The organism is Actinoplanes sp. NPDC051537 (genome assembly GCF_055586105.1).
In genome coordinates, this window is record NZ_JBVJIU010000004.1 from 519,038 (window position 1) to 536,322 (window position 17,285).

Annotated in this window: 17 protein-coding genes and 1 pseudogene; 9 read left to right on the plus strand and 9 right to left on the minus strand. The window is 72.7% G+C overall.

Annotated features, from left to right (window positions below; all coding sequences use genetic code 11):
* On the minus strand, window positions 1–702 hold the full coding sequence (locus tag ACZ6TB_RS12145) for an FKBP-type peptidyl-prolyl cis-trans isomerase (protein WP_465553463.1): 702 nt from the start codon (window positions 700–702) through the stop codon (window positions 1–3).
* Window positions 703–796: 94 nt separating this feature from the next.
* On the opposite strand from ACZ6TB_RS12145, the gene ACZ6TB_RS12150 reads away from it, so the two are divergent.
* Window positions 797–1,258 carry a hypothetical protein gene (locus tag ACZ6TB_RS12150; protein WP_465553465.1) on the plus strand — a complete coding sequence of 154 codons (462 nt, stop codon included), beginning with the start codon at window positions 797–799 and terminating at the stop codon, window positions 1,256–1,258.
* Between the two features lie 8 nt (window positions 1,259–1,266).
* Here the strand turns inward: ACZ6TB_RS12150 and ACZ6TB_RS12155 are convergent, their stop codons facing one another.
* From ACZ6TB_RS12155 to ACZ6TB_RS12165, 3 genes are all read right to left on the minus strand, one after another.
* Window positions 1,267–1,695 (minus strand): 3-hydroxyacyl-CoA dehydrogenase family protein, encoded by a 429-nt coding sequence (locus ACZ6TB_RS12155; RefSeq protein WP_465553467.1) that lies wholly within the window; start codon window positions 1,693–1,695, stop codon window positions 1,267–1,269.
* A 308-nt stretch (window positions 1,696–2,003) separates the two neighbouring features.
* Entirely contained in the window at window positions 2,004–2,123 is a 120-nt protein-coding gene (locus ACZ6TB_RS12160; RefSeq protein WP_465553468.1) for a hypothetical protein, read from the minus strand.
* A gap of 102 nt (window positions 2,124–2,225) precedes the next feature.
* Entirely contained in the window at window positions 2,226–2,642 is a 417-nt protein-coding gene (locus ACZ6TB_RS12165; protein ID WP_465553470.1) for a thiolase family protein, read from the minus strand.
* A gap of 142 nt (window positions 2,643–2,784) precedes the next feature.
* On the opposite strand from ACZ6TB_RS12165, the gene ACZ6TB_RS12170 reads away from it, so the two are divergent.
* From ACZ6TB_RS12170 to ACZ6TB_RS12180, 3 genes are read left to right on the plus strand one after another with little or no spacing between them, the layout of a single operon-like run.
* A complete protein-coding gene (locus ACZ6TB_RS12170) occupies window positions 2,785–4,569 on the plus strand; it encodes an AMP-dependent synthetase/ligase (protein WP_465553472.1) in 1,785 nt (594 codons plus the stop codon).
* 24 nt (window positions 4,570–4,593) lie between these two features.
* Entirely contained in the window at window positions 4,594–5,226 is a 633-nt protein-coding gene (locus ACZ6TB_RS12175; protein WP_465553474.1) for an alpha/beta fold hydrolase, read from the plus strand.
* Window positions 5,216–5,980 carry a class I SAM-dependent methyltransferase gene (locus tag ACZ6TB_RS12180; protein ID WP_465553476.1) on the plus strand — a complete coding sequence of 255 codons (765 nt, stop codon included), beginning with the start codon at window positions 5,216–5,218 and terminating at the stop codon, window positions 5,978–5,980. The genes ACZ6TB_RS12175 and ACZ6TB_RS12180 overlap by 11 nt, the downstream gene beginning before the upstream one ends.
* On the opposite strand, the gene ACZ6TB_RS12185 is transcribed toward ACZ6TB_RS12180, so the two are convergent.
* The gene (locus tag ACZ6TB_RS12185; RefSeq protein WP_465553478.1) at window positions 5,977–6,549 is read right to left on the minus strand and encodes a dihydrofolate reductase family protein; all 573 of its coding nucleotides are present in this window, start codon (window positions 6,547–6,549) and stop codon (window positions 5,977–5,979) included. The genes ACZ6TB_RS12180 and ACZ6TB_RS12185 overlap by 4 nt on opposite strands.
* Before the next feature lie 219 nt (window positions 6,550–6,768).
* Here ACZ6TB_RS12185 and ACZ6TB_RS12190 point away from each other — a divergent pair, with 219 nt between their 5' ends.
* Window positions 6,769–7,257 carry a hypothetical protein gene (locus ACZ6TB_RS12190; RefSeq protein ID WP_465553480.1) on the plus strand — a complete coding sequence of 163 codons (489 nt, stop codon included), beginning with the start codon at window positions 6,769–6,771 and terminating at the stop codon, window positions 7,255–7,257.
* A 248-nt stretch (window positions 7,258–7,505) separates the two neighbouring features.
* On the opposite strand, the gene ACZ6TB_RS12195 is transcribed toward ACZ6TB_RS12190, so the two are convergent.
* Window positions 7,506–8,396, minus strand: a complete 891-nt coding sequence (locus ACZ6TB_RS12195) for an oxygenase MpaB family protein (RefSeq protein ID WP_465553482.1) — start codon at window positions 8,394–8,396, stop codon at window positions 7,506–7,508.
* Window positions 8,397–8,443: 47 nt separating this feature from the next.
* Between ACZ6TB_RS12195 and ACZ6TB_RS12200 the strand changes: the two genes are divergently transcribed.
* Window positions 8,444–9,091 (plus strand): GntR family transcriptional regulator, encoded by a 648-nt coding sequence (locus ACZ6TB_RS12200; RefSeq protein ID WP_465553484.1) that lies wholly within the window; start codon window positions 8,444–8,446, stop codon window positions 9,089–9,091.
* On the opposite strand, the gene ACZ6TB_RS12205 is transcribed toward ACZ6TB_RS12200, so the two are convergent.
* Entirely contained in the window at window positions 9,057–10,370 is a 1,314-nt protein-coding gene (locus ACZ6TB_RS12205; protein WP_465553662.1) for an aldehyde dehydrogenase family protein, read from the minus strand. The two genes, ACZ6TB_RS12200 and ACZ6TB_RS12205, sit on opposite strands and share 35 nt — an antisense overlap.
* Window positions 10,344–10,787: pseudogene (locus ACZ6TB_RS12210) on the minus strand (aldehyde dehydrogenase family protein); the annotation flags it as partial. The gene ACZ6TB_RS12205 and the pseudogene ACZ6TB_RS12210, both read right to left, overlap by 27 nt.
* A gap of 83 nt (window positions 10,788–10,870) precedes the next feature.
* Here ACZ6TB_RS12210 and ACZ6TB_RS12215 point away from each other — a divergent pair.
* Genes ACZ6TB_RS12215 through ACZ6TB_RS12225 form a run of 3 tightly spaced genes read left to right on the plus strand, consistent with a single transcriptional unit; the run spans window position 10,871 to window position 15,448 of the window.
* Window positions 10,871–12,034 carry an acyl-CoA dehydrogenase family protein gene (locus ACZ6TB_RS12215; protein ID WP_465553485.1) on the plus strand — a complete coding sequence of 388 codons (1,164 nt, stop codon included), beginning with the start codon at window positions 10,871–10,873 and terminating at the stop codon, window positions 12,032–12,034.
* A 50-nt stretch (window positions 12,035–12,084) separates the two neighbouring features.
* Window positions 12,085–14,880: a hypothetical protein gene (locus ACZ6TB_RS12220; protein ID WP_465553487.1), complete on the plus strand. Its 2,796-nt coding sequence runs from the start codon at window positions 12,085–12,087 to the stop codon at window positions 14,878–14,880.
* A gap of 1 nt (window position 14,881) precedes the next feature.
* Window positions 14,882–15,448, plus strand: coding sequence for a hypothetical protein (locus ACZ6TB_RS12225; protein WP_465553489.1), 567 nt, complete (start codon window positions 14,882–14,884; stop codon window positions 15,446–15,448).
* Here ACZ6TB_RS12225 and ACZ6TB_RS12230 read toward each other — a convergent pair.
* Window positions 15,437–17,065, minus strand: coding sequence for a fatty acyl-AMP ligase (locus ACZ6TB_RS12230; RefSeq protein ID WP_465553491.1), 1,629 nt, complete (start codon window positions 17,063–17,065; stop codon window positions 15,437–15,439). The two genes, ACZ6TB_RS12225 and ACZ6TB_RS12230, sit on opposite strands and share 12 nt — an antisense overlap.
* Between the last annotated feature and the right edge of the window lie 220 nt (window positions 17,066–17,285).

Below are 17,285 nucleotides of genomic sequence, written 5' to 3' on the forward strand. Positions count from 1 at the left end.
TCAGGACGCCGACAGGACGTCGACGATGAAGCGCAGCGTGCCGGCCGGCCGGCCGCCGCTCGGGTGGTCGCCGTAGGCCAGGCCGGCCGGGATGTCGAGCTGCACCCGGCTGCCGACCTTGACCCCGATCAGGCCCTGGTCCCAGCCCTTGATGACGTTGCCGGCGCCGATCGGGAAGCTGAACGCCTCCGAGCGCTTCCAGGACGAGTCGAACTCCTTGCCGTCGGCGTAGGTGACGCCGACGTAGTTCACGGTGATCGTCTGGCCGCTTTGGACCGCCGGGCCGGTGCCCTCGATGAGGGTCGTGGTCTTGAGCTCGGTGACCGCGCCGGTGCCCGCGGTCGCCGCCGGCTTCTTGCTCAGGGCGGGGTCGGCGCCCGCGGGAACCGGCGGGAACGCGGCCGCCGTGGAGGCGGTGCCGGCGTCCGCGGAAGGGGTGGCGGCCGGCGTGGGCGACGACGACGAGTTGCCGATCCACACGACCAGCCCGACGAGGAGGGCGATCACGACCACCGCGGCGCCGCCGACGGTCAGGATCTGGCGGCGTTTCCGCATCTGCCGGGCGCGGGCCTTGGCCGCCTTGGCCTCGGCGCGCTTCTCGGCCTTGGTCTTGAGCGGCGGACCACCGGCGGCCTTGCCCGGCGAGCCGGCGGCGGGGCGGCGGGCGGCCGCGTCACCGCGGCGGGTTACGGAATCGGGCATCGTCCGACGATACGGCACCCGGCCCGGGTGAACCGGACCCGGACGGACGGCGTTCGGAGTTTTAGGGGACGACCGCACGAAGGAGTCCGGACCCATGACCGATCACGCTTCCCGCACACCCGCCGTCCACGCCACCACCGGCGCCCGCGTCACCGTCGCCGAGCGCCTGCTCTCGGTGGTCACCGCCGCGCTGCTCGGCGTCGACGCCTACGTCCACCTGCACTATGCCGGCAAATATGACGGCTTCAAGTCCTCGGTGATGTCCGAGGGCACGCTCTTCCGGATCCAGGCCGTGGTCGCGATCGTGGTCGCGCTGCTCGTGCTGATCCGGCCGAGCGTCATCACCTGGCTGCTGTCGTTGCTGGTGGCGGCGAGCGCGGCGATCGCGGTCACGCTCTACACCTACGTCAACGTGGGTCAGATCGGCCCGCTGCCGAACCTCTACGAGAACAGCTGGAACGTGGGCGGCAAGGTCCCGTCCGCGATCGCCGAGGCGGTCGCGGCGCTGATCTCCGTGGCCGGCCTGATGATGGCCCTGCGGCGCCGCCGCCGGTAGGGCGTGCCTCAGCCGAACGTCGACCCGCCGCGCGCCTTGGCCAGCAGGAGCGCCGGCGGGTCGAAGCGCGGGCCGTAGCGGCCCGGGTGCTCCCGGCGGATCCGGCGGATCCGGCGGGGGAGCGTGAGGGTCAGCTCGTCCATCAGCGCGAGCACCGGCGCCGGAGAGCCGGCCTGGCTGCTCGCCTGCTCGCCGCCGGTACCCCCGGCCAGCATCGCGACGCCCTCGTCGGTGAACGTGCCGATCACGCGGCTGGTGAAGAAGCCGCGGCGGTCGTTGACCACGATCAGCGTCTTGCGCAGCCGCCGCACCACCTCGAGGGCCCGCCGGCGGGCGAGGTCGCCGGTCTTCTCGCCGGGGATCGCGCCCGGATAGTCGCGGATCCAGGCCTTCGCGCGGTCGATGAGCCGATCCTCGGCGGCCACGGAGTCGATCAAGCCGAGCTCGGCGGCCCGCGCGACACCGTGGCCGGCCCTTCACCTCGGCCGCCTGCCGCATCGCCTCGGCCGCGTCCCCGGGACCGATCGCGCGCAGCCGGGCGAGGTCGCCGCCCTCGAACCACGACTTCTTGGCCGACGTGATGACCACCCCCCCGTGATGGCGTCCCGCTCGGTCACCAGCCGGTCCAGGGTCGCGGCCATGTCGCGTACATATGCCTTGGTCATGGTGTTCGCGGCCCGCGCCGGGTCGTCCAGGGTGAGCACGACGATGCCGTCCTCCCCGCGCTCCCGGCGGATCGTCCCGCTCACGCGCCCAGCCTCTCCACGATGGTCGCGATGCCCATGCCGCCGCCGACGCACAGGGTCGCGAGGCCGTACCGGCCGCCGCGGCGCTCGAGCTCGTCGACGAGCGTGCCGAGGATCATGGCGCCGGTCGCGCCGAGCGGATGACCGAGCGCGATCGCCGATCTCCGGATCGATCTTGAGGTCGTCGACGAAGTGCAGGACGGCGGCCGCGAACGCCTCGTTCATCTCGACCCATTGGTATCGCTGCAGCGCCCCAGGCGTCGAAGAAGTCGAGCCCGGCGAACGAGGGCGGCAGCGCGGCGAGATCGTCCATCGTGGTCTCGGGTCGCGCGTGCTCGTGTATCACAAGTCCGCTCCGGTCGAGCACCGGAACGAGCGAGGGTGACGGCGGGGCCGATGCCCTGCGGCACGAAGCAGGTGGCCAGGTTGGTCTCCGGGTCGAGCGCCCACGCGCCGCCGTCCGGGCCCATCGGCACCCGCGACATCGACTCGACGCCGCCGGCCAGCACCGGGTCCTCCCAGCCGGAGCGCACCTTCTGGGCGGCCAGGTTCACCGCCTCGGGGCCGGACGCGCAGAACCGGTTGACCTGCGGGCCGGCCACGGTGCCGGGCAGGCCGGCGGCGAGCGCCGCGGTCATCGGCTTCTCCCCTTTGTGATTATAGATTAACTTACGCGGCCGATTTCGCGTGCTGTCAAGGAAATCCCGCAATGGCTGTCCGGATTCGCGCCATACGCTCGCGCCCCTTCCGCTTCGGGCCGGCCGCGTCTAGGTTCCGGAGATGGACCCCGCCCTGGCGCAAGGGTGCGCCGAAACCGCCCGAGGGCTGACCGTTCCCGCCCTGCTGCACCGCAACGCGACCGAGTTCGGCGACCTGCCCGCCCTGGGCACGCTCGGCGGCGACCGCACGTACACGTGGCGCGAGCTGCGCGACGAGGTGGCCTTTCTCGCTCGCGGGTTGGCCGACCTCGGGCTGCGCTCCGGCGACCGGATGCTCATCCTGATGTCCGGCCGCGTCGAGCACTGGTTCGCCGATCTCGCCGCCGTGCACCTGGGCGCCGTGCCGTCGACGGTCTACGCCACGCTCGCCCCCGACCAGTTGCACTACCTGGCCGAGCACAGCGGCGCGACCGTGCTCGTGGTCGAGGACGCGGACCGCTGGAAGCCGATCCTCGACCGGCTCGCGTCGCCGCCGCGGATGCTCGTGGCCGGCGATTCGCTGGCGGCGGTGCGGGATCGGGGCGCCGCCCTGCACCGGGACGATCCGGAGGTCTTCGACAAGGCGTGGCGTCAGGTGCGCCCCGAGCAGCCGGTCACGCTGCTCTACACGTCGGGCACCACCGGCGATCCCAAGGGGGTCGTGCTCACCCACCACAACGTGATCTACCAGTCGGTGGTGCTCGAGGCCACGGTGTCCACGCCCGACCACGCGCCGTCGGTGGCGTACCTGCCGCTCGCCCACATCGCCGAGCGCATGCTGGGCATCTACAACGCGATCTACCGGGCCGGGCACGTCACCATCTGCCCCGACCCGGCCCAGCTCGTCGCCGGGCTGGTCACGGTGCGGCCGCTCTCGTTCTTCGGGGTGCCGCGCATCTGGGAGAAGATGGCGGCCGGCATCCAGGGGCAGCTCGCGGCCGCCGATCCCGCGGTGCGGGCCGCCGTCGACGCCGCGCGGGAGGTGGCGCTGGAGGTCTACCGGTTGCGCGCCGACCACCTGCTCATCCCGCCGGCGCTGGCCGCCAAGCACGAGGCCATGGAGGCCAAGGTGCTGCGGCCGCTGCGGGCGAAGCTCGGGCTCGACCGCATGCAGTGGGCCGGCAGCGGCGCGGCGCCGATCCCGGTCGAGGTGCTGCTCTTCCTCGCGAGCATCGGGCTCGACGTGCTCGAGGTGTGGGGCATGACCGAGACGACCGGCACCGCGACGATCAACACACCATCCGATTTCCGTACGGGTACGGTCGGCCGGGTCAATCCGGGCATGGAGCTTCGACTGGCCGCGGACGGCGAGATCCTCGTGCGGGGCCCCCTGGTCTGCGCCGGCTATCTGCGCCCCGGCGGCGGCGTCGAGCCGGTGGTCGACGCCGAGGGCTGGCTGGCGACCGGCGACGTGGGCACGCTCGACGACGACGGCTACCTGACGATCACCGACCGCAAGAAGGAACTGATCATCACGTCGGCCGGGAAGAACATCGCGCCCGCCCAGATCGAGAACCTGCTGCGGGCCCACCCGCTGATCGCGCAGGCGGTGGCGATCGGCGACCGGCGGCCGTACGTGACCGCCCTGATCGTCCTCGACGACGAGATGGCCCGGGCCATGGGCATCGCGTTCGCGTCGGTGGCTTCGCTGGCCTCCGACCCGGCCGTGCTCGCCCTGGTGGGGGAGGCCGTCGCCGCGGCGAACGAGAAGCTGGCCCGGCCCGAGCAGGTGAAGAGCTTCCGGGTGCTGCCGTCGACGTGGACGCCGGAAAGCGGCGAGCTGACCCCGACGCTGAAGCTGCGGCGGCGGGTCGTGCAGGAACGCTATGCCGACGTGATCGGCTCTCTCTACGGGTCGTCGCTCTGAGACGTGCCGCCTAGGGTGTGGGTCATGGCCACCTTTGTCATGATCCACGGGGCCGGCGACGTCGGCTGGTACTGGCATCTCGTCGAGGATCTGCTGCGCGCCCGCGGCCACGAGACGATCGCCCCCGACCTGCCGTGCTCGGACGACGCGGCGGGTCTGCCGGAGTACGCCGCGGCGGTTGCCGGCGCGATCGGCGACCGGTCCGGCGTGATCGTGGTGGCCCAGTCGCTGGGCGCGTTCGTGGCGCCGCTGGTCTGCGACCGGGTGCCGGTGGCCGAGCTGGTGCTGGTCGCTCCGATGATTCCGGTGCCGGGCGAGGCCCCCGCCGACTTCTGGGCCGACACCGGGTACGAGCCGCGGGACATCTCGTTCTACGAGGACGTGCCGCCGGCGCTGGCCGCCGAGGCCGAGCGGCGGGCCCGCCCGCAGTCCGAGGCCCGCCTGTCCGAGCCGTCCCCGCTGAAGGACTGGCCCGACGTGCCGACCCGGGTCATCGCCTGCCGCGACGACCGGTTGCTGCCGCTCGCCTTCGTCCGCCGGATCGCGCTGGAGCGTCTCGGCATCGTGCCCGACGAGATCGACGGCGGCCATACGCCCGCCCTGAGCCACCCGCGCGAGCTGGCCGGCCTCCTGGATTCCTACGCCCATGCCGGTTGACGGGTACGACGCCGAGCTCCGGCTGCTGAACGGCGCCCTGCGCCGGGCCGCCGGGGTGCGCCCCGCCGACCACGTCCTCGACATCGGCTGCGGCGCCGGCCTGACCACCCGCGAGGCCGCCCGGGCCGCCGCCGACGGCACCGCGCTCGGCGTCGATCTCTCCGCCCCGGCGCTGACCCGCGCCCGCGTGCTCGCCCGCGAGGAGGGACTCACCAACGTCCGGTTCGAGGAGGGCGACGCCGGGACCCACCCTTTCCCGGCGGCCGGCTTCGACCTGGCGATAAGCCGCTTCGGGACGATGTTCTTCGCCGACCCGGTGGCCGCCTTCACCAACATCGCGTCGTCCCTGCGCCCCTCGGGCCGCCTGGTGACGCTGGTCTGGCAGTCCCCCGAGCGCAACGAGTGGGACGCCGTGATCCGTCGCTGCCTGGGCACCTCCTCGGGGTCCGGCCCCGACCCGTTCACCTTGTCCGACCCGCCGGCGGTCACGAGGTTGCTGACCACGGCCGGCTTCGACGAGGTGGCCTTCACCGACGTACGGGAACCCCTCTGTTTCGGCCCCGACGTGCCGTCCGCCCTCGCCTGGATCCAGGGATTCAGCTGCACCAACGAGCTGCTGAAGCGGCTCGACCCGCCCGGCGCCGCGGCCGCCCTCGACCGCCTGCGCCGGGAGCTGGCCGCCCACCAGCGCGACGACGGGGTCTGGTTCGGCGCCCGCTCCTGGATCGTTTCCGCTCGCCGGCCCTCTTCTTAGGCCCCTTTTTGGGCCGCTTTTTGGGCCGCCGCGTACACCAGCTCGAGGACGCCGGACGGGAACGGCGTGCTCTTCACCAGCCGCAGGTTCAGGGGCTGGCCGAGCTCGGGGAACAGCGGCGCGCCCCGGCCGGTGGCGACGGGCAGCACCCACAGCCGGTATTCGTCGACGGCGCCGAGCTTGATCAGGGAGTGCAGGAAGGCGGTGCCGCCGGCCGCGACGAGGTCCCGGCCGGGCTCGGCCTTGAGCTTCGCGATCTCCTCGGCCGTGTCACCGGCGGCGATCCGGGTCTCGCGCCATTCGCCGGCGGACTTCAGGGTGCGGGAGAACACGACCTTGGGGATCTCGTTCATGGCCTTGGCCGACGGGTGGTCGGAGGTGGGCCAGAACCTGGCCATGCGCTCGTAGGTGTTCCGTCCCATGAGGAACGCCCCCGCCTCCCACAGCCGGCCGACGAAGTACCGCTCCTGCCCGGGGTCGTCGATGCTCGTCGTGACGTCTCGGATCCCGTCGGCGCCGGCGCTCCGGCCGTCGAGCGAGACGTGAAAACCCAGAATCAACTTCCGCATCGCGAATCCTCCGTGTTTCGTGGATTTCGACGCTAGGGAAGGGGCCGGCCGGGCGCCTCCGCCCGCGGACCGATGATGCGTCTCCGTCTCGGGGATGAGGGCGGGCGGCGAGTCGGCCGGAGGTCGTAGCACCCGACCCACCGCCCTCATCGGCAGACCCACGTCACGGGTGGCGGCGAGACCCGGAAAGGCGGCGCCGGGTCGTCCTAGCCTGGGGGAATGTCATACGTCGCCACCCGTGACGGCCGCCGGAACCGCAGCGCCGCACATCGGGCTCCCGCCGTTCCCGACCGGATCGACGACCTGCACGGACACAGCCTCGGCATCCTCGAGGTGCCGCACCACATGGCCTGCGGGCACGCCAGCCGCCGCCGCTACGACCTGGCCGATCCCGTTCAGCTGCGGCACGCCTACGAGCAGGTGCTGTGCGAGGCGGCCGGCTGCGGCGAGGTCGAGGACCTGATCAACCCGGCCGCGCTGCGCCGCGTGTGGCGGGACCTGCACCTGCCGTCCCCGGTCCGCGAGGCGTGGGAGACCCGCCATCCGAGCCTGCGCCGCATGGTGAACCGCACCGGCTCGGGTTCGCGGCCGGGCGAGGACGGCCGGACGGTCCGCGTGGCGGGCAACCAACCGGCGGCGCGGGGGTTCGCCCGGCGGGGGCGGACCCCGATCACCCGGACCACTACCGTTCGGGCCGCCGCCCGCTGATCGGGGCGTCGCCCCGATTCCGCGGGCTCATGCGGCCGCCTGGCCGGATGCCCGGTGTCGCCCCGGTTCCCATGGCCGCTGTGGCGGCTTGGCCGGGGTTTCGCGGCGCGGTGTCGCCTCGATTCCGCTGGCTGCTGTGGCGGTTTGGCCGGGGTTCCGCGGCGCGGCGTCGTCCCGATTTCGTGGCTGCTGCGGCCTCGTCGGCCACCAAGAGGTCGCCCGCGGCTTCCCGCAAGTCGGGGCGCGGCCTACGGGCGGCGCAGGTGTTCGGCGGCGAGGTCGGCCGGCGGGGCCGGAGCGCCGAGGTCGGCCACCCGGTAGCCGCCGGGATAGCCGGGATAGGTGCGGTTGTGCTTGGAGACGCCCAGCGCCGAGTGGCGCCGGCGCGGGGCCAGGCGCACGGTCGCGGCCCGGACGCGCAGGCCCGACGACGCCAGCGTGCCCACCCACGCCGGGGCGGGCGGGAAGCCGAAGGCGCGCAGCATCGGCTCGTCCAGCATGCCGCGCACCCCGAGGCGGACCGCGGGGCGGAGGAAACGCGGGAACCAGGCCGCGAAGAGGCCGACCGTGTAGTCGCCGACGCGGCGGTTCGTGTCGGAATAGACGAAGTGCTCGCGCTCGTAGTCGCGCTTGAACGCCTCGTAGGTCTCGTAACTGCCGGGAATGGCGCGGATGCCCATGCGGGCGCCGACCTCGCGGTAGTAGTGGAAGGCCGCGAGCCGTTCGTGATCGTGGAGCGGGCGCCAGCCATAGCGCGTCAACCACGTGATCGGGTCGTAGACGAAGGTGGCCAGCACGTACATCATGTCGTCGTTTGTTATGGCATATCGGCCGTGGGCCCGGTTGATCACGCGCAAAGCCTCACGGCCCCGCTCGGAGTCGTAGCCGTGGGCGGCGATCTCGGCCATCAGCAGGGCGGTGTCGTCGTAGCGCTTCTGGGGCCGGCGCTCGAACTCGCCGGTCGCGGCCAGCAGGCGCGAGATGCTCGGGACGCAATAGGTGCGGAACAGGGCGAACTCCAGCGCCCGGGTGTAGTCCCACGGGAACTCCAGGCCGGCCGAGATCTGGTAGATCTCCAGGTGGTCGCGCTCGGGATCGAGGGCGGCGATCCGTTCGAGGTTGCGATAGCGGTGGCGCATCGGCCCCATCCTCTCGCCGATATTTGATATTTGATACCGTACGGCGGATGCGACCCCAGCTGTCCGAAGAGGTGGCCGCCGCGCTGCGCGGCCGGATCATGTCCGGTGATCTGCGTCCGGGCGCGCGGATCCGGCTCGAAGAGGTCGCCGCGCAGCTCGGCGTCAGCATCACGCCGGTACGCGAGGCGTTGCTGACCCTGCGCGGCGAGGACATGGTCGAGCTCCAGCCGCGCAGGGGTTACGTGGTCGCGCCGCTCTCCCGGCAGGACGTCATCGACCTCTTCCAGCTCCAGGGCGACATCGCCGGCGAGCTTGCCGTTCGCGCCACCGAGCGGATCACCGACGCGCAGGTCGACGAGCTGACCGTGGCCGACCGGGCGCTCCAGCGGGCCGCCCGGTCCCGCAAGATCGAGGACATCGAGCGGCGGGAGTACGAGTTCCACCGCACGATCAACCGGATCGCGCAGGCCCGCAAGCTGAGCTGGTTCCTGCACACGGCGACCCGCTACACGCCGGCCCGGTTCTATGCCTCCGACCCGGCGTGGCGCGCGAGCATGCGGCGCCATCACGAACTGCTGCTCGCCGTCCTCGCCGAGCGGGACGCGGCCGGCGCGCGTACGGTGATGACCTCGCATTTCACCAACGGCTCCGACCTGCTCATCAAGCATCTGGACGACCTGGGGATCTGGAGCTGAGCCGTACGCCGCGAGCGTGCCGGGCGCGGAAGATCCGTGCCGCCCGATCGAGCACCGCCGGGTCGCGCCCGAGCCGCATGAGGTCCAGCGGCGCCGCGAACCGCCGCCACGTCACCGATTGCGCCCGGCTGAACTCGCGCAACCCGTCCGGGCCGTGCACGCGCCCGAAGCCGGAGTCGCCCACCCCGCCGAACGGCAGCGCCGGGACCGCCGCGAAGCCGAGCACCCCGTTGATCGACACGGCGCCGGTGCGCAGCCGCGACGCCAGCCGCACGGCCGCCCGCCGGTCGCCCGAGAAGATCGACGCGGCCAGCCCGTAGCGCGACGCGTTCGCGAGCCGCACCGCCTCGTCCAGGCTCTCCACCGGATTGATCACCAGCGTCGGCCCGAACGTCTCCTCGGTCACCGCGATGCTGTCCTCCGGGACCTCGGTCAAAATCACCGGCAGCACGTACGGCGGCCGCACCGCCTCGGGCCCGCCCACCACCGCTTTCCCGCCCCGCTCCACCGCATCGGCTATGTGCGCGCGCACAATCTCCACCTGGGCGCCGACGGTCATCGGCCCGTAGGGCAGCTCGGACCCGAACGACTCGGCGATGGCCCGCACCCGATCGACGAACCCGCCGTAGACCGCCCGCTGCACATAGACCCGCTCGACGCCGGCGCACGTCTGCCCCGCATTGCCGAACCCGCCGAACGCCGCCGCCCGCGCGGCCAGATCGAGATCGGCGTCGGCCGCCACGATCATCGCGTCCTTGCCGCCGCCCTCGATCACCACCGGCGTCAGCTTTTCGGCGCACGCTGCCATGACCTTGCGTGCGGTTGTCGCCGACCCGGTGAACGCCACCTTGTCGACGCCGGCCGCACAGAGCGCCGCCCCGGTGGCGCCGTCGCCGGTCACGGTCTGCAGCACCGCCGCAAGGTAAGCAGAGCGGCTCTGCTTACCTGGGGTAAGCGCCCCACCCGCTGCGGCGTCCGCAGTGGCCTTGCTCTGCTTACCTGGGGTGAGCGTCGCGCTCGCTGCGGCGGCGTCTGCAGTGGCCTTGCTCTGCGCACTCGGGGTAAGCGCCCTGCCCGCTGCGGCGTCGTCCGCAGTGGCCCTGCTCTGCTTACCTGGGGTGAGCGTCGCGCTCACTGCGGCGGCGTCCGCAGTGGCCTTGCTCTGCGCATCCGAGGTAAGCGCCCCGCTCGCTGCGGCGTCTGCAGTGGCCTTGCTCTGCGTACCCGGGGTAAGCGCCCCCGCGGCCTCCCGCCACGCCGCCGCGAGCCACGCGCCCACCAGCGGCGTGTGTTCGCTCGGCTTGAACACCACCGCGTTCCCGGCGGCCAGCGCATACGAGATCGAGCCCATCGGCGTGTACACCGGATAGTTCCACGGCCCGATCACCGCGATCACCCCGAGCGGCCGGTATTCGAGCGCCGCGCCCTGGTCGGCGGCCAGCAACCCCGATCGGACCCGGCGGCGGCGCAGCACGCGGGAAGCGTTGCGCGCGGCCCAGTCGAGGTGCTCGACCGCCAGCATCACCTCGAGCAGGGCGTCGCCGACCGGCTTGCCGGTCTCCTTGTGGATCACGGTGGCCAGCTCGCCGGAACGGGCCGCGATCAGGCGCTTCCAGGCCAGCAGGTGGGTCTTGCGGGTGTCGAACGAAAGCCCCGCCCACCACGCCGCGGCGGCTCGGGCACGGGCGACCTCGGCGGCGGCCATGGCACCTCCAGATTTGATATTTGATATGCTACGGTCGCTGTCAATCCCGGGTCAGCCAGGCGGAAGGCATCGACGTGGATCTCGACTTCACCGACGAGCAGCGGGCCTTCGCCGAGGCCGTCGCCGACCTCTGCAAGCGCGAGACCGGCACCCGGCAGCAGCGCGACGCGCTCACCGACGGCGGCCGGCACTCCCACCACCAGGGCCTCTATCAGAAGATGGCCGATCTCGGCTGGCTCGCGGTCGGCGCCGGCGCGGGCGGCACCGAAGCGGGCGGCACCGAAGCGGGCGGCACCGGCATGGTCGACACCTGCCTGTTCCTCGAGCAGATCGGCTACGGCATGGCCCCGATCGGCGGCTTCGCGACGTCGGCGATCGTGGCGGGGGCGGTGCAGCGGTTCGGCGACGACGAGCAGCGCGCGACCGTGCTCGGCGGGGTCGCGGCCGGCCGGACGTACTCGATCGCCATGTCCGAACCGGAGGCCGGCTCCGACGTCGCCGCCCTCGCCTGCCGCGCAAATCAGATATCAAGCGGCGACTATCAGATCAACGGGCAGAAGACCTGGTGCTCGAACGCGCATTTCGCCGACGCGATCCTGCTGGTGGCGCGCACGTCCGGCGCACCGGGCGACCACGACGGGCTCACCATGCTCCTGGTGCCGGCCGGGCAGGAGGGTCTGCGGATCAGCGGCATCGACACGATGGGCGGCCGCGAGGTCAACGACCTCTACTTCAGCGACTGTACGGTGCCCGCGTCCGCCGTGGTCGGGACGGCCGGCGAGGGCTGGCGGCAGCTGATGGCCGGCCTCAACCTGGAACGGCTGATCCTGGCGGCCCTCATGCTCGGCACCGCTCGGCGCGCCTTCGACGACGTCCTCGCGTACATCAAGCAACGCCGTCAGTTCGGCAGGCCGATCGGCACCTTCCAGGTCCTCCGGCACCGGATCGCCGATCTCGCCACCGAGATCGAGTGTTGCCGGCTGCTGGTCTACCGCACCGCCGAGCTGGTCGACCGCGAGCCGGGGCGGGTGCGGCCGCGGGAGAGCTCGATGGTCAAGCTCAAGACCACCGAGGTGGCCAAGGAGGTCGCGCTGGCCGGCATGCAGATGATGGGCGGGTACGGCTACGCCACCGAGTACGACATGGAGCGTCTCGTCCGGGCGACCCTGGTGTCCACGGTCTACGGCGGCACCAGCGAGATCCAGCGCGACATCATCGGAAAGACGTACGGCCTGTAACCAACAGGTGGCTTGACCGGGGCTCCCGCCGTACGGAAACGTCCGTCCCTATGGTCGTCGGACGGGAATGGGTCCTCGATGAGGTCGAGGACTGGCTGTTCCGCCGCCGGGAACGGTTCCTGCTGCTGGTCGCCGAGCCGGGCTGGGGCAAGACCGCGATCGCCGAGTGGCTGACCGGCGGGGAATCGGCCGGCGGGGAACCGGCGCCGGCCCGGGTCGAGGCGCTGCGCGAGCGGATCGACGCCGCGCACTTCTGCGTCGGCCGCGGTCAGGACGGCAAGGCGAACCCGGCCCAGTTCGCCACGCACCTCGCCGAGCAGCTCATGGCCGACCACCGGGTCGCGTTCGGCCTGCTCGCCGAGCTGACGCCGGAGACCCGGATCGTGCAGCAGGTCGGCCACAACGAGGGCCACGTCATCGCCCTGCAGAACCTGGTGGTCAATCAGGTCGACCCGGGCGACATCTACCACCGTACGGTCCGCCGCCCGCTCCAACGGCTGGCCGAGCGGGACGCCGGGGTCACCCGCACGATCCTGGTCGACGCCCTCGACGAGGCGCCGGCGATCGTCGGGCTGCTGGCCGGGTCCGGCGACTTCCCGCCCGGCGTCCGGTTCCTGATGACCAGCCGCGACGTGCCGGCGGTCGTGGACGCGTTCGACGACGCCCGGGTGATCACCCTCTCGGCGCCCGAGTTCGCCGCCCGCACCGACGCCGACCTCGGCGACTACATCGCCGGGCAGGTGACTCCCGACCGGGTGGGCGATCTGGTGGTGCAGGCCGACGGCAATTTCCTGTACGCGCGGTGGGCGCTCGCGGAGCTGGCCCGGGGCGCCGAGGTCGGCGCCCTCCCGCGCGGGCTGAACGGCCTCTACCGCACGTTCCTCGACCGGCTCGTGCCGGCCGGCGGCGACGCCTGGCTGACCCGGCACGAACCGTTCCTCGGCTGCCTGACGGTCGCCACCCCGGTCGCGCCGGACCGGGCCCTGCCGCGCTGGCTCGACTGGTCGCGGGCGCGGCTCAACGTCCACCTCGACGAGATCTCCCCGGCGATCGAGCACGTCCGGGAGCCGGCCGAGGGCGACCCCGGGTATCGCCTGTACCACCGCTCGGTCGCCGACTTCCTGACCACCGAGGAGTACGAGGAAGGCGGCCGCGTCCGGCGCAACCGGTACTACGTGGAGCCGCTGGGGCAGCACACCCGGATCGCCGAGCACTACCTGCGCAAGCCGGACTGGGCCGAGGCCGACGAGTACTGCCTGCGCCGGCTCGTCCACCACCTCGCCGCCCGGGCTCGCATCGACGGCTCGGCCGACGACCTCTACCGGGTCGTCCTCGACGTGCGTTTCCGGTTCGCACAGCACGACCGCCTCGGCATCCACCAGTCGCTGGCCGACCTGCGGGAGGCGCTGGAGATCGCGCTCGGCCGCGGCGACCTGCTGCCGGCGCTGCGCTGCGTGGCCGCGTACCGGGGAACCACCGCGGCCGAGAGCCTGTCCGCCGCCGTCTTCGAGGCGGTCGACGCCGGTGACATCCCCCGCGCCGTCAAGAAGATGTCCCACTACGCCACCGGCACCGGCACCGCCGTCGTGTGGAACCAGGCGCTGAAGCTCTACATCGCCTGGGAGGCGGCCGAGGCCGGCGCCCGGGCCGAGGCCGAGGAGCTGCTCCACGACTCCTCGGCGGATCTCCATCACCTGCACGCGGCGCTGGCGCGCCGGACCGCGGCCGTCCTCGCCGGCCGGACCCTCGGCATCGCGGAGCCGCCCGCGCCGGCGATCCTCAAGGCGGCCACGGCCAAGGCCGAGAGCACGCTGCGAACCCTCGGCGACGCGTCCGAGCTCGGCGCTCTCGAGATCGGCACCACCGTCATCGCGCCGGCCGTGCCCGATCCGAGCGTCTATCACGCGTACGAGCGGCCGATCGAGCTCGGAGACATCATCGCCCACCCCGACGGGCAGCGGCTGACCGAGCGGATGCTGGCGTGGTTGTTCGGCAACCCGTACCCGCGATACCGGGACATCGGACTCCAGCGCGTCGCCGTCGGCGTGATCGCCGCGCCCGACGTGCCCTGGGTTCGCGAGCAGATGCGGCAGATCCTGCGGGCCGGGCTCGACGACGAGGGCGTCACGTTCACCTTCGACCTGCCGGCGCTGCTCGCGGCCGAGGGAGACCGGCGTGGCCTTTCCGTCGGCGGTCTCGCGGAGTACGTGCTGCGGGGCGCCGCCGAGGACGACTCCTGGGGCACCCGGATGCGGGCCGTCAGTGCGCGGGCCGTCGCCGGCGACCGGGCGGCGGCCGAGCAGTTACTCGTCACCGCGTCCGAGATGGTGACCAGCTACGCCGGTTACGCGGTGACCGGCGTGCTGTCACTGGCCGGCCGCTGCCACGAGATCGGCCGGCCCGAGCTGGCCGACCGGCCGATGTGGGGACCGGAACGCCGCCAGACGCTGCCGATGCTCGCCGAGGAGCTGGCCGGGCACATCCACGACCCGGCGTTCCGGCGCGAGCGGCGAGCCCTGGTCGCCGAGCACCGGCGGTGGTGCCGGGAGCCGCTGCCGGACGTGGCGGCGGCGCTGGCCCGGCACTCCGCCCTGGACGGTCCGGACACCCGGGCCGCCTACCGCGACCTGATCTCGGCGCGCTGGGCCGGCGCGGGGCGGGCGGGCCGGGCGGCGGCGCTCGTCCCGCTCGCGCTCGGCGACACGACCGGGCTCGACGCGCTGCTCGCCCGGGTGGTCGCGGACGGGCTCGACCGGCGGACCGACGACGAGGTGCGAGCATTGGCCGCACTGACCGGGGAAGCGTTTGCCACGGGACGGCCGTGGGACTTCGGGAGATGGAGCTGACATGCCGGATCCGCTGACTTTGACGGTGCTCGGTGGCGTGGCCGCGGCCGAGGGGATCAAGTTCCTCTACGGGCAGGCGGCGGAGCTGCTGAAGGGGTGGCGCGAACGGCGCAAGGCCGGAAAGGAGGGTGAGCTGCGCGTGCCGATCGTGGCGAACACGATCCTCGACGGCGAGCCGGTCGACGCGGTGGCCGATCCCGCGGTGGTCGAGCGGGAGCAGGCGGCGCTGGTCGATCTCGTGGGGGCTCTTTCGCCGTACGCGCAGGGGCTTGCCGATATCGAGCTGGATGATGCGGGTCTGGCCGAACGGGCGGGGACGCTCCGGGCGTTGCTGGAGGCCGCCTACGGCCAGCGGTTCACGTTCCGCGGCGAGCAGCGGGAGGCGACCGGCACCCGGGTGACCGTGCGCCAGGCGCTCGGCAGCGTCGAGGGAAAGGTGGTCGGCTTCGAGGGGCAGCTGGTCGGCGACGTCAGCGTCGACCAGCAGGTTCAGAACGTGGGCAAGGACGGCACGGTTTACGGCGCCGTGTGGGGCGTCGATGACAAGAAGGGCTCGTCAGATAAGTGAGCGGGCCGCGGTGCGCTTGAGCTTGCCGGACGGGGTCTTGGGCAGCGTGCCGGGCGGCAGCACCCGGACCACGGCCGGGCGGGCGCCGATCTCGGCCACCACCTTGGCCACCACCTCCTGGCGGATGCGCTGCTCGGCGGCCTCGTCGCCGGCCTGGCGGGACTCGGCCAGCACCGCGAACGACTCGCGGGCGACGTCGTCCTCGCCGGGGGTCAGGCGGATGGCGGTGACGTTGCCCTCGCGTACGCCCTCGACGCGGCCCGCCACGCGCTCGATGTCGGTGGGGTAGATGTTGCGGCCGCCCATGATGATGACGTCCTTGCGGCGGCCGCAGACCACGATCTGGCCGTCCACCAGGTAGCCCTCGTCACCGATGTCGAGCCAGCCGTCGTCGTCGCGGGCGTTCTCCGCGCCGTCGGGCGTCACGTACGTGTCCGTCACCGACTCGCCCCGCAGCTGGATGCGCCCGACCTGGCGGTCCTCCAGCGCCGTGCCCTTGTCGTCGACCACCCGCACCTCGACGCTCGGGAAGGGACGGCCCAGCATCGGCAGCCGCCGGGCGGAGTGCGGCACCGGCGTGGCGCGGTGCCGGGCCTCGAGCTCACCGGCGTCGACCGTGTCGAGCAGCATCGGGTCGGCCATCGCCGACATCGAGATCACCAGCGTGCTCTCGGCCGCGCCGTAGCAGCAGTTCACCGCCTCGGGCCGCAGGCCGAACCGGGCGCCCACCTCGACCAGCGCCCGCATGGTGGCCGGGTCGACCGGCTCGGCGCCGTTGCCCGCCACCCGCAGCGCCGACAGGTCGAGCGAGCCCTCCGGCACCCGGGCGAGCTGCCGGGTCAGCACCGCCCAGGCGAAGTTCGGCGCCGTGGTGATCGTCGCGCCGTGCCGGCTCATCACCTCGGCCCAGACCAGCGGCCGGCTCAGGAAGTCGGTCGGCGTGAGGCTGACCAGTTCCATCCCGCTCAGCATCGGCAGCAGCAGGCAGCCGACCATGCCCATGTCGTGGAACATCGGCAGCCACGACACCATCACGCCGCTCTCGTCGCAGCCCAGGTGGCGCGCCGAGTCGGTCAGGTTGGCGAACAGGTTGCGGTGGGTGATCCGCACCGCCTTGGGCTCGGCCGTCGACCCGCTCGTGAGCTGGAGCAGCGCGGCCGTGTCCTCGCCGGTGAAGACCGGCGTGAGCTCCGGGCCGTCGCTCAGGGCGCCGGCCAGGTGGTGTTTGATCCCGTACGCCTCGAGCACGCCGGTGACCGCCTCGAACGGTGACCCGACGATGACCGTCCGGGCGTCGATCATCTTGAGCACGCGCAGCGTGTCGTCCCGCCAGAGGCCGAGGTCGGTGCGGGCGGTGGGCTGGTGCAGCATCGTCATGCTGCCGCCGGCCAGCCAGATCGCCTGGGCCACCGGCGCGATCTCGGCGGGCAGCCCGGCCAGCACCGCCACCGCCTGCCCCGGCTGCAGACCGGACGCGACCAGCGAGCCGGCGATGCGGCGGGCCTCGGCGTGCAGCTCCGTCCACGTGCGACGGTGCGGCGCGCCCGGCTCCCCGGTCACCATGCCCGTGGGGGCGGTGGCGGCGGTCGCGATCAGGCCATCGACGAAGCGGCTCAAGGGACCCCCTACGCTCGGTGCCGGTAGCGTACCGCGGCCCACCAGGTCGCGGAGGTCAGCAGCTGCGCATGTGGATGCCCGGCCGATCGAAATGCATGCGGTCTTTCGATACGGCCGGGACGGCGGCCCGCGAGAGCGAGTGGTCGACGGCTTCCCGAACTTCTCTTTCTCCACGGCCGCCCCGGGCAGCACCCGAGCTGTCGGGTTGGCTCGTCTGGGC